Source organism: Corynebacterium sp. (assembly GCF_012838985.1).
Lineage (GTDB): Bacteria > Actinomycetota > Actinomycetes > Mycobacteriales > Mycobacteriaceae > Corynebacterium.
Genome location: NZ_DUOE01000111.1, coordinates 1 through 9,621, shown reverse-complemented (window position 1 = coordinate 9,621; position 9,621 = coordinate 1). Strand labels below are relative to the sequence as shown.

Annotated in this window: 10 protein-coding genes; 2 read left to right on the top strand and 8 right to left on the bottom strand. The window is 68.5% G+C overall.

Features of this window, described 5'->3' with window-relative positions:
• Window positions 1-229 precede the first annotated feature (229 nt).
• A complete protein-coding gene (gene glpX / locus GXZ33_RS06585; RefSeq protein ID WP_291340053.1) occupies window positions 230-1,243 on the bottom strand; it encodes a class II fructose-bisphosphatase in 1,014 nt (337 codons plus the stop codon).
• A 200-nt stretch (window positions 1,244-1,443) separates the two neighbouring features.
• On the opposite strand from glpX, the gene GXZ33_RS06580 reads away from it, so the two are divergent.
• Entirely contained in the window at window positions 1,444-2,028 is a 585-nt protein-coding gene (locus tag GXZ33_RS06580; RefSeq protein WP_291340052.1) for a DUF4245 domain-containing protein, read from the top strand.
• On the opposite strand, the gene GXZ33_RS06575 is transcribed toward GXZ33_RS06580, so the two are convergent.
• Window positions 2,025-2,288 (bottom strand): exodeoxyribonuclease VII small subunit, encoded by a 264-nt coding sequence (locus tag GXZ33_RS06575; protein ID WP_291340051.1) that lies wholly within the window; start codon window positions 2,286-2,288, stop codon window positions 2,025-2,027. The two genes, GXZ33_RS06580 and GXZ33_RS06575, sit on opposite strands and share 4 nt — an antisense overlap.
• 10 nt (window positions 2,289-2,298) lie before the next feature.
• Complete coding sequence (gene xseA / locus GXZ33_RS06570; protein ID WP_291340050.1) at window positions 2,299-3,540, bottom strand: exodeoxyribonuclease VII large subunit; 1,242 nt, start codon at window positions 3,538-3,540, stop codon at window positions 2,299-2,301.
• 83 nt (window positions 3,541-3,623) lie between these two features.
• Between xseA and GXZ33_RS06565 the strand changes: the two genes are divergently transcribed.
• Entirely contained in the window at window positions 3,624-4,577 is a 954-nt protein-coding gene (locus GXZ33_RS06565) for a 4-hydroxy-3-methylbut-2-enyl diphosphate reductase (protein WP_291340049.1), read from the top strand.
• 37 nt (window positions 4,578-4,614) lie between these two features.
• Here GXZ33_RS06565 and GXZ33_RS06560 read toward each other — a convergent pair whose 3' ends face one another.
• The 5 genes from GXZ33_RS06560 to metS all read right to left on the bottom strand — a co-directional run bounded on the left by GXZ33_RS06560 (window position 4,615) and on the right by metS (window position 9,589).
• Complete coding sequence (locus GXZ33_RS06560) at window positions 4,615-5,958, bottom strand: hypothetical protein (protein WP_291340048.1); 1,344 nt, start codon at window positions 5,956-5,958, stop codon at window positions 4,615-4,617.
• A 105-nt stretch (window positions 5,959-6,063) separates the two neighbouring features.
• Window positions 6,064-6,789: a DUF6542 domain-containing protein gene (locus GXZ33_RS06555; RefSeq protein WP_291340047.1), complete on the bottom strand. Its 726-nt coding sequence runs from the start codon at window positions 6,787-6,789 to the stop codon at window positions 6,064-6,066.
• Window positions 6,790-6,800: 11 nt separating this feature from the next.
• Entirely contained in the window at window positions 6,801-7,883 is a 1,083-nt protein-coding gene (locus GXZ33_RS06550; RefSeq protein ID WP_291340046.1) for a DNA recombination protein RmuC, read from the bottom strand.
• A 35-nt stretch (window positions 7,884-7,918) separates the two neighbouring features.
• The gene (locus tag GXZ33_RS06545) at window positions 7,919-9,394 is read right to left on the bottom strand and encodes an AI-2E family transporter (RefSeq protein ID WP_291340045.1); all 1,476 of its coding nucleotides are present in this window, start codon (window positions 9,392-9,394) and stop codon (window positions 7,919-7,921) included.
• Window positions 9,395-9,421: 27 nt separating this feature from the next.
• Complete coding sequence (metS, locus tag GXZ33_RS06540; RefSeq protein ID WP_040085446.1) at window positions 9,422-9,589, bottom strand: methionine/alanine import NSS transporter subunit MetS; 168 nt, start codon at window positions 9,587-9,589, stop codon at window positions 9,422-9,424.
• Between the last annotated feature and the right edge of the window lie 32 nt (window positions 9,590-9,621).

The window sequence follows — 9,621 nt, the reverse complement described above, 5'->3', positions numbered from 1 at the left end:
GGAGATCGGGAAGTTCTCCACGGCACGCTGGGTCTGGGCCTGCCACAGTGCGTTCACCGGGACCTTGACCTCACCCATGGTGTCGTGTTCGATGCGGAATTCCTGCTCGGTCATGGATAACCACCTTTATGTATCTGTAGTTAGGACGTGGGAAACTGGCCCGGCGGGGTGGAACTACTGCGAGGGGTGCCGGGGAGAGTCCCCTCACAGTATGGCCGAAAAGTCCGGACTAGGCGGACGGATCCTTGGAGTAGTCGATCACGGAGTACTCCTGCAGCTTCGCCAGCTGGTGACGGGACTCCACGAAACGGACGGTGCCGGACTTGGAACGCATGACCAGGGAACGGGTCGTCGCACCGTTGGCACGGTAGGAGACACCACGGAGCATGTCGCCGTTGGTCACACCGGTCGCGGCGAAGAAGCAGTTGTCGGAGGAGACCAGGTCGTTGATGCCCAGGACACGGTTGAGGTCGTGGCCTGCCTCGCGGGCACGGCCTGCCTCGGCGTCGTCGATCGGCCACAGCTTGCCCTGGATCTCGCCGCCCATGCACTTGAGGGCACACGCGGTGATGATGCCCTCCGGGGTGCCGCCGATGCCCATGGCGATGTCGATGGAGTTGGAGTCCTGCGCGGCGGCGATGGCGCCGGCGACGTCACCGTCACGGATGAGACGGACCTTGGCGCCTGCGCGGCGGATGTCGGCGATGAGCTCGACGTGGCGCGGGCGGTCCAGCACGATGACGGTCACATCGGAGGAGGCGATGCCCTTGGCCTTGGCCACGGCGTTGATGTTGTGGGCGACCGGGGCCTCGATGTCCACGACACCGGCGGCCTCCGGGCCGACGGCGATCTTGTCCATGTAGAACACCGCGGATGGGTCGTACATGGAGTGGCGGTCAGCGGCGGCGATGACGGAGATGGCGTTCGGGCGACCCTCGGCCATCAGGGTGGTGCCGTCGACCGGGTCCACGGCGATGTCGACCTCCGGGCCGTCGCCGGTGCCGACGTTCTCACCGTTGAACAGCATCGGGGCCTCGTCCTTCTCGCCCTCGCCGATCACGACCACGCCGTTCATGTTCACGGAGTTGATGAGCTGGCGCATCGCGTCCACGGCTGCACCGTCACCCTCCTCCTTCATGCCACGGCCGACCCAGCGACCCGATGCAAGCGCAGCGGCCTCGGTGACGCGGACGAGCTCCATCGCGAGGTTGCGGTCGGGTACTTCCGTACGGGGTGCATTCATGGTCAGTGGCCTCCTGCAGGCGGATTCTTGTATGACAGCGTGCTTCTTCGAGGGCGGTGGATTGTTCATCCGTGCGCCTCTCCGCTATTGTTCCACCGATTCGGGCTGCCCGTGTTGGTTTGACCACCCGAAAGAGGGGGTTGGCTCACACCGGCTGACGCAGATACCGCTCCGGGGGCCCGTCTGACATACTTGTCGGCGTGTCTGCAGCGGAAAAGCCCAGGATCTTCCAGGACGGGCGGGACATGTTCCTGTCCCTGGCCCTCATCGTCGTCCTCATGGTCGTCAGCGTCGGCGCCACCGGACTGTGCTCCTATGAACCCGGCGCCCCGGAGGGCGGCCCGGTCCGCGAGGTCGACGCCCGCACCTTCATGGAGATGGAGTCGAAGGCGGCGGCCTTCCCCGTCCGCATGCCGGACAACCCCGACGGCTGGGTGACCAACTCCGCCCGCCGCGGCCAGGTGAACGGCACCCCCGCCCCGATCGTCGGCTGGGTGACCGCGGACCGCGGCTTCATCCAGTTCACCCAGACCGGTGAGCTTCTCGACGACGCCGTTCGCGGCGTCGACCCCCACCCGCGCGAGCTCGACCGCACCCTCCAGGTCGCCGGCCGGGAGGTGCAGGTGTACCACTCCGACGAGTCCGACGTGCGTGACCTGTGGGTCGTCGACATGGGGGACGCCCGCCTGCTGTTCTCCGGGGCGGGCAAGGACGCGGAGTTCGAGACGATCATCGCGGCGGCCGTCGGGGCGACGCCGCTGCCGGGCGCGCAGGTCCAGCCCTAGGCTCCGGCCTCCGGCTCGGCGGCCCGCCCCAGGGCCTCCTCCACGCGGCGGGAGGCGCCGTCGAGGTGCTCCTCACAGCGGCGGGCCAGGGCTTCGCCGCGCTCCCAGTACTTCAGGGACTCGTCGAGTCCCATCTGCCCCAGCTCGAGGATCTTCACGGTCTCGATGAGTTCGTTGCGGGCCTGCTCGTAGCTCAGGGTGCCCACCTCGGGGAAGGCGTCCCGGCCGGCCTGGCCGCTGCCGATGGTGTTGTCGTTCATGGGGTCTCCTCTAGTCTGCCGGCGTCGCGGACATGCCCGCGGCCGTGATGGAACCGTCCGCCACGCGGATGCGCAGCTGGCTGCCCGGCGGGGCCTGGTCGATGCTCATGACCACCTCGGGCGGTGTGCCGTCGCGCGGGACGACCTGCACCACGGCGTAGCCGCGGGACAGGGTGGCGGCCGGCCCGAGGGCGGCGACCTGCGCACGCAGCGACGCCACCTGCGCCGTCTCCGTCTGCAGGAGGTACTGCACGTCCCGGCGGAGGATGGCCACCGCCCGGTCGATCTCCTCCCGGCGCTGCCGGATCGGGGTCATCGGGTCGGCCAGGGCGGGGCGCGAGCGTATCGACTCCAACCCCTGCCTCTCCCGCTGCACCCAGCCCCGCAGGGCCGCCGCCATGCGGGACCGGCCCTCGGCGATCAGGGCCCGTTCCTCCGCCACGTCCGGCACCACGCGCTTGGCGGCGTCGGTGGGGGTGGCGGCGCGCAGGTCGGCGACGTTGTCGAGCACCGGGTTGTCCGGTTCGTGTCCGATCGCCGAGACCACCGGGGTCCGCGCCGCCGCCACCGCACGCTGCAGCGCCTCCTCGGAGAAGGGGAGCAGGTCCTCGACGGACCCGCCGCCCCGGGCGATGATGATGACGTCGACCAGGGGGGCGTCGTCAAGCACCTGCAGTGCGGCGATGATCTCCGGCACCGCCGTCGCCCCCTGGACGGGCGTGTTGATGACGCGGAAGTCGACCGCCGGCCAGCGGTCCTGCGCCACGGAGAGCACGTCGCGTTCGGCGGCGGAACCGCGGCCGGTGATGAGGCCCACCCGGCGGGGCAGGTAGGGGAGGGGCTTCTTGCGGGCGGGGTCGAAGAGCCCCTCGGCGGCGAGCTGGGCACGCAGACGCTCGATGCGGGCGAGCAGTTCGCCGATGCCCACGGGGCGGATCTCCGTCACCCACAGGGAGAAGGAGCCGCGCCCCTCATAGAAGGCGGGGCGGCCGTGGATGACCACCCGGTCGCCGTCCCGCAGCGGCGAGGGCATGCCCTGGATGAGTGAGGTCGAGGCGGTGAGCTGCACGGAGGTCTCGGACTCGGTGTCGCGCAGCGTCAGGTAGGACAGCCTCCACGTCGGCTTCATGTTCACCTGCGTGAGCTGCCCCTCCACCCACACGGTGCCCAGCCGCTGGATCCAGCCCTTGACCTCGGCGTTGAGCCTTCTGACCGGCCACGGAGCCTCCGACGTGGACTTCCCACCCGTCATGTGACACTCCTGACATTGCATTCCCGGGACAGTGACGAGTCCCCAGTCTAGGCTTAACCGCCCCCGTTGGTTAGGGTGGGGCCATGAGCGAAGCAGTGAAGAAGATCCTCCTCGCCGCCCCCCGCGGCTACTGTGCCGGTGTGGACCGTGCGGTCGAGACCGTTGAGAAGGCGCTGGAGAAGTACGGCGCCCCCGTCTACGTGCGCAAGGAGATCGTGCACAACCGTTACGTCGTCGACTCCCTCGCCGAGCGGGGTGCCGTCTTCGTCGACGAGACCGATGAGGTCCCCGAGGGTTCCCACCTGGTCTTCTCCGCCCACGGTGTGTCCCCGGCCGTCCACGAGGAGGCCGCGGCCCTCAACCTCCAGACCCTCGACGCGACCTGCCCCCTGGTGACCAAGGTCCACAACGAGGTGAAGCGCTTCGTCCGTGACGGCTACCAGATCCTCTTCATCGGCCACGAGGGCCACGAGGAGGTCGAGGGCACCATGGGTGAGGCCCCCGACCACACGCACCTGGTGGACGGCGTGGAGGGTGTCGACACGCTCCCTGATTTCCCCGCCGACCAGCCGCTCATCTGGCTGTCCCAGACGACCCTCTCGGTCGATGAGACCCTCGAGATCGTCGCCGCCCTCAAGCGTCGCTTCCCGGATCTGCAGGATCCGCCGTCCGACGACATCTGCTACGCCACCCAGAACCGCCAGGTCGCGGTCAAGGCCATCGCCCCGAAGTGCGACCTCATGATCGTGGTCGGCTCGCAGAACTCCTCCAACTCCAAGCGCCTCGTCGAGGTCGCCCTGGACGCGGGCGCCGACGAGGGCCACCTCATCGACTTCGCCCACCAGATCGACGACGCCTGGCTCGAGGGCGTCGACACCATCGGCATCTCCTCCGGAGCCTCCGTCCCGGAGATCCTCGTCCAGGACGTGCTGAAGTACCTCGCCGAGCGTGGCTACGGCGATGTCGAGGAGGTCACCACGGCCGCGGAGACCATCGTCTTCTCGCTGCCGCGCGTGCTGCGTCCGGCGCGCACCTAGTCTCCCGCTTATCGACGAACCGCCGGCCTGCGGCCTGTCAAGACTTCCCGTCGGGCTTGTCCTGTGTCTCCTCCGGGCCGACCGGGGTGGTGTGCTCGACGTAGACGAGGTTGACCGGCGGGTCATCCGGGTTGTAGTCGATGTCGTCGTCGGCGAGCAGCTCGGAGGTCATGTCCTCCTCGAGAGCCTCGATGAACTCCTTGTCCGGGACGTTGGACTCCTTGATCAGGCGCTGCAGCTCCCGCTGGTTCTTACGGGTGTAGCGCTTGCGCGGATCGAGTTTGCGGGCCAGCAGCACGCGGGCACGCAGGCGGCGCCGGCCCTCGGTGCTCACCTTCTCCCGTCCGCGCAGCCACGCCACGGAGATGACGAAGAGCATGAGGATACCCAGGTAGCCCAGTACCGGGTACACGTAGGAGACCAGGTCGCGGAAGCCCACGAAGCTGAGGCCGAAACCGATGATGCAGGCGGCGATGAACACCGGGCGGAACAGGGACGGGCGGCGGCGGGTGAGGCGCCTGCCCAGCGCGTAGAACATGCCGATCGCCGTGTTGAAGATCATGCCGAAGACCACGAACGTCATGATCACACCCAGGACCGGGTGGAGCTGGTTGATCAACGCGAGGACGGGCATGTCCTCCCGGCCGACGGTGCTGACGGTGACGAACAGGGCCAGCACCAGCAGCATGAGCATGAGCAGGAAGAAGAAGCCGCCGATGAGCCCGCCGAGGCCGGCGGCGCGGGTGTCGAGGTTCGCGCCACCGATGACGATCGCCATGGACACGGCCGTCATGATCGACAGGCCGACGTAGTTCAGGGCGGCCAGCCACCAGTTGGGCAGTGAGGTGATCACGGTGCTTGACGCCAGGTTGAGGGTGGTCCAGTCGGGGTTGGACGTGGCCAGGGTCCACACGGTCGCACCGACGATGAACACGATGACGAACGGGGTGATCGCACCGATGACGGTGGACACCTTGTCGACGTCGAGCATGCCCGCCACCAGGACCAGCACCAGCATGACCGTCGCGCCTATCCACGTGGGCAGTCCGAACTGCTGCTGCAGGTTGGCGCCGCCACCGGCGAACATGACGAAGCCGATGCAGAAGAGGGTGACGATCGTCGAGATGTCGAGGATCCAGGACGTCACCCGGCTGCTGATCCGCCCGAGGACCGCGGTGTGCTCGGTGGCCTGGTAGTAGCTGCCGAGCTGGAGGACTGCGATGCCGGTGATCGTCATGAGCACGGCGGCGAGCACCGCGCCCCAGATTCCTCTGGTGCCGAAGGCCACGAAGTACTGGAGGGCCTCCTGGCCGGAGGCGAAACCTGCGCCGACGATGAGGCCGATGAAGGCCATCGAGATACCCAGCGCTCTCTTGAACATGGAAAACACTCCCGGGAGATATGATCGTCACTTTCCAGTAAACGCCATCCGGGAGCGAAAGTCATGCGCGGCGCGGCATGCGAGGCGGGTTTCTGCGGGGGTGCCTCAGCTGTAGAGGTCGTCGTCCAGGCGGCGACGGCGACGTGGCGGCTCATGCCGCTCACGCTGCTCCCGCTGCTCCTGCGGGGGCATGGCGCGGCGGGGCACCTGCCGACGGGGCACGTCGCGGGCCTTCTCCGGGCGGCGGCGGGGAACCGGGCGGTCGCGGTTGCGGGCGAGCAGCTCCTCGACGGTGACCTGGTTGGTGCGGAGCCGTGCCCGGGAGACGGTGTCGCGGTTGCGGCGGTCGGCCTCGGCGACGCGGCGGCGGTCCCGCAGGGCGGCGGACTGCGCGGCCCGGCCGGAGCGACGGGAGAACCAGACCCGCAGCAGCGCGATCGCGGTGGCCGCCGAGGTGACGCCCATCAGCACCGGGAAGAACTGGGCGAGGGGGAAGACGGCGGTGGCGATGCTCGTCGTGGAGAAGGCGGACGTCCCCTCGGAGGCGAGGGAGCGGTTCACGGCCCACGCGGAGGCGACGGTCATGACGGCGAAGAGCAGCGGGATCGACGCGACGGTGAGGAACAGTCCCCGCACCTCCGTGAACAACGCGACGACGAGGGCGGCGACACCGAAGCAGAGCAGGTAGGGCAGACCGACGGCCTGTCCGTTGATGCTCAGCAGCAGGCCCGTGATGAGGGCCGCGAGGACGATGGCGATGCCGGACCAGGTCGGCAGACCGGTGCTGCGGGCGCGGGACCGGTTGCGACTCCGGTGGCTGGAGGTGGACACGGGGACCTAGTCTAGCCGGTGTCCTCCCGGGGATGGTCGTCAACAGACGGGGACGGGGTCCGGGGGCGGACGGTGATCTGCTCCAGATCGATGGGGTGACGGTCGGTGCGGGCCGGTACATCCATCTCCGAGAGACGTCGGGCGGTGACCATGACGCGGGAGTCGAGGGAGCCGAGCGTGGCGTTGTACGCTTCGATCGTCTTCTCCAGCTGCCGGCCGACCCGGTTGTAATGGTCACCCATGGTGTTGAGGCGGGTGTACAGCTCACGGCCGAGACGCTGGATGTCGCGCGCCTTGCTGGAGATGTCCTCCTGCCGCCAGCCGAGTGCCACGGTGCGCAGCAGGGCGAACAGCGTCGTCGGGGTGGCGATGACGATGTTGCGGGCGAAGGCGAACTCGAGGAGCTCGGGGTCGACGCCGAGGGCGGCGTCGAGGAAGGGGTCGGCGGGGACGAAGAGGACGACGAACTCCGGGGTGGGGTCGAAGGCGTCGATGTATTCCTTGGCCGACAGCTGCGTCACGTGGGTACGCAGCAGGTGGGCGTGGCGGCGGAGGTAGCCGGCGTGCTCCTCGGGGTCCTGCGAATCCAGCGCATCGAGGTAGGAGGAGAAGGGGACCTTGGCGTCGACGATGATGTGCCGTCCGCCGGAGAGGTTGACCACCAGGTCAGGGCGCACGACCTTGCCGTCCAGCCGGGCACTGACCTGCGAATCGAAGTCGCAGTGACGGACCATGCCGCCGAGCTCCACGACACGCTCCAGCTGGATCTCACCCCAGCGGCCGCGGATCTGCGGGGAACGCAGCGCGGTGACGAGCTGGTCGGTGCGGTCGTTGAGGCGGCTGGAGGTGCGCATCATCGCCTGGACCTGGCTGGCCAGGGAGGCGTAGGTGGCGGCCCGGTCCTGCTCGAGTTCGCGGAGCTGGCCGCCGATCGTGCTCACGGCCTCCTGGAGTCGGATGATGCCGGGATCGGGGGCGGGGGCCGGGAGCTGGGCCGGGGTGGGTGCCGGGGGACGTCGATAAGCATGGGCGAGCCAGCCGAGGACGACGCCGAGCGCAACGCCGACGAGGAGGACAGGCAGGGCGGAACTCATGCGCCCACTGTGTCACACACCCCCGACACGGAACGTCAGCGACGCCCGAATCTGCCGAACAACCGTTCTATCCGGCGGTTGCTCAGGCGGAGGCGACCGAAGTTGGCGCCGCTCGTGGAGGTCGTCGGGGTGGGGGACTCCTCGCCGAGGTCGGCGGCGGGGTCGGACGAGGCCTTCTCCCGCGGCTCATCGACGTAGACGACCGAGTCGCGCCACCGCTGACGCAGGAGACGCCCCTCCTCCTCGGAGAGACGGCCGTTGAGCTCGCCCTCCGGGGTGGCCCACGTGATGTCGGCGGAGAGCTTCTCGCCGGAACGCAGGGAGGTCATGTCCTGCAGGTAGCGGAAGGCGACGGCGATCATCGCGGCGACGGGCACGGCCAGGAAGGAACCGACCAGTCCGAAGAGACCGCCACCGATGGTGACGGACACGAGCACGATGACCGGGTGCAGATTCATCGCCTTGGACTGCAGCCAGGGGGAGAGGATGTTGCCCTCGAGCTGCTGCACGGCGATGACGATGCCCAGCACGATGAGTGCCTGCGTGACCCCCAGGGAGACGAGCGCCACGAGCACCGCCAGGGCACCCGCGACGACGGCACCGATGAGCGGGATGAAGCCGGCGAGGAAGGTGATCACCGCGAGCGCCAGCGCCATGGGCACGCCCACGATGACCAGGCCGAGACCGATGAACACCGCGTCCACGAAGGACACCACCGCCTGCGCGCGGATGAACCCGCTCAGGGTCGTCCACGCGCGGGTGAGGCTCTCCGTGAGGTGCCAGCCGATGCGGCGGCCCGCGATGGTGCGTGCCCACGGCAGGAAGCGGTGACCGTCCTTGAGGAAGAAGAAGGTCAGGACGATGACCACGAACAACGTGAAGATGAGGGAGGTGGCGGTGCCGACCCCCGTCAGGATCCCGCCGGCGATGGCGCCGGCCTGCTCCTGGACCCATTTCGCGGCGTCGTTGAAGAACTGCGAGAGATCCTCGCCGTTGAGGTTGAGCGGCGGACCCTGCGCCCACAGCTGCATCCGTTGCACACCCTCCAGTGACTGGAGGTAGAGGATCTGCGACTGCCGGCCGATGTCCGGCGCGATGAACCAGATGAGCGTGCCGAAGAACCCGAAGAATCCCAGCATCGAGAGGAGCGCCGCCAGGGCGGAGGGCACACCGTGTCTCCGCAGCCACGTGGTGGGCGGGGCGAGGACGGTGCACACGATGATCGCGAAGACCATGGGCAGCACGCCCGTGCCGACCTGCTTGAGCAGGAACCAGCTCCCGTAGAGGAACGCCGCGATGACGAGCATGCGCAGCGCCCACATGGCGAAGGACTTCAGCCACTCCGACAGCACCACGGAGCGGTCGATCTGGTCCCGGTAACCACCGAGCTCCTCCTGCTCGTCCAGGTCCAGGCTGCTGAAGGCGCTGGATCCGGAGTCGCCGGAGGAGCCGGTGGGGGGAGTCTCATCCCCGGCGGTGCGGGAGGTCGGCTGGTCAGTCACAGACTCCATATTGCCTGACATGCCGGTGTGGTGTGATTAGTGGAGTTCCTGCGCGGCGAGGTGCTCGTCGCGCGCATGGTCCGCGACGCCCAGGGCGCCGGAGGTGTCATCGGGGTTCGCCCGCAGGTGCAGTGCGCTGGCGATGAAGCCACCCCAGATGACGACCATGAACAGGACCATCATCATGATTGCGAGACCGCTCATCGGATCGTTCCTTCCTCGGTGGTGTGCTTGTC

Excerpts from the sequence above, each read along its gene's own strand:
- glpX (WP_291340053.1), bottom strand. The coding sequence starts at position 1,243 with ATGAATGCACCCCGTACGGAAGTACCCGACCGCAACCTCGCGATGGAG.
- GXZ33_RS06575 (WP_291340051.1), bottom strand. The coding sequence starts at position 2,288 with ATGAACGACAACACCATCGGCAGCGGCCAGGCCGGCCGGGACGCCTTC.
- xseA (WP_291340050.1), bottom strand. The coding sequence starts at position 3,540 with ATGACGGGTGGGAAGTCCACGTCGGAGGCTCCGTGGCCGGTCAGAAGG.
- GXZ33_RS06565 (WP_291340049.1), top strand. The coding sequence starts at position 3,624 with ATGAGCGAAGCAGTGAAGAAGATCCTCCTCGCCGCCCCCCGCGGCTAC.
- GXZ33_RS06560 (WP_291340048.1), bottom strand. The coding sequence starts at position 5,958 with ATGTTCAAGAGAGCGCTGGGTATCTCGATGGCCTTCATCGGCCTCATC.
- GXZ33_RS06550 (WP_291340046.1), bottom strand. The coding sequence starts at position 7,883 with ATGAGTTCCGCCCTGCCTGTCCTCCTCGTCGGCGTTGCGCTCGGCGTC.
- GXZ33_RS06545 (WP_291340045.1), bottom strand. The coding sequence starts at position 9,394 with ATGGAGTCTGTGACTGACCAGCCGACCTCCCGCACCGCCGGGGATGAG.
- metS (WP_040085446.1), bottom strand. The coding sequence starts at position 9,589 with ATGAGCGGTCTCGCAATCATGATGATGGTCCTGTTCATGGTCGTCATC.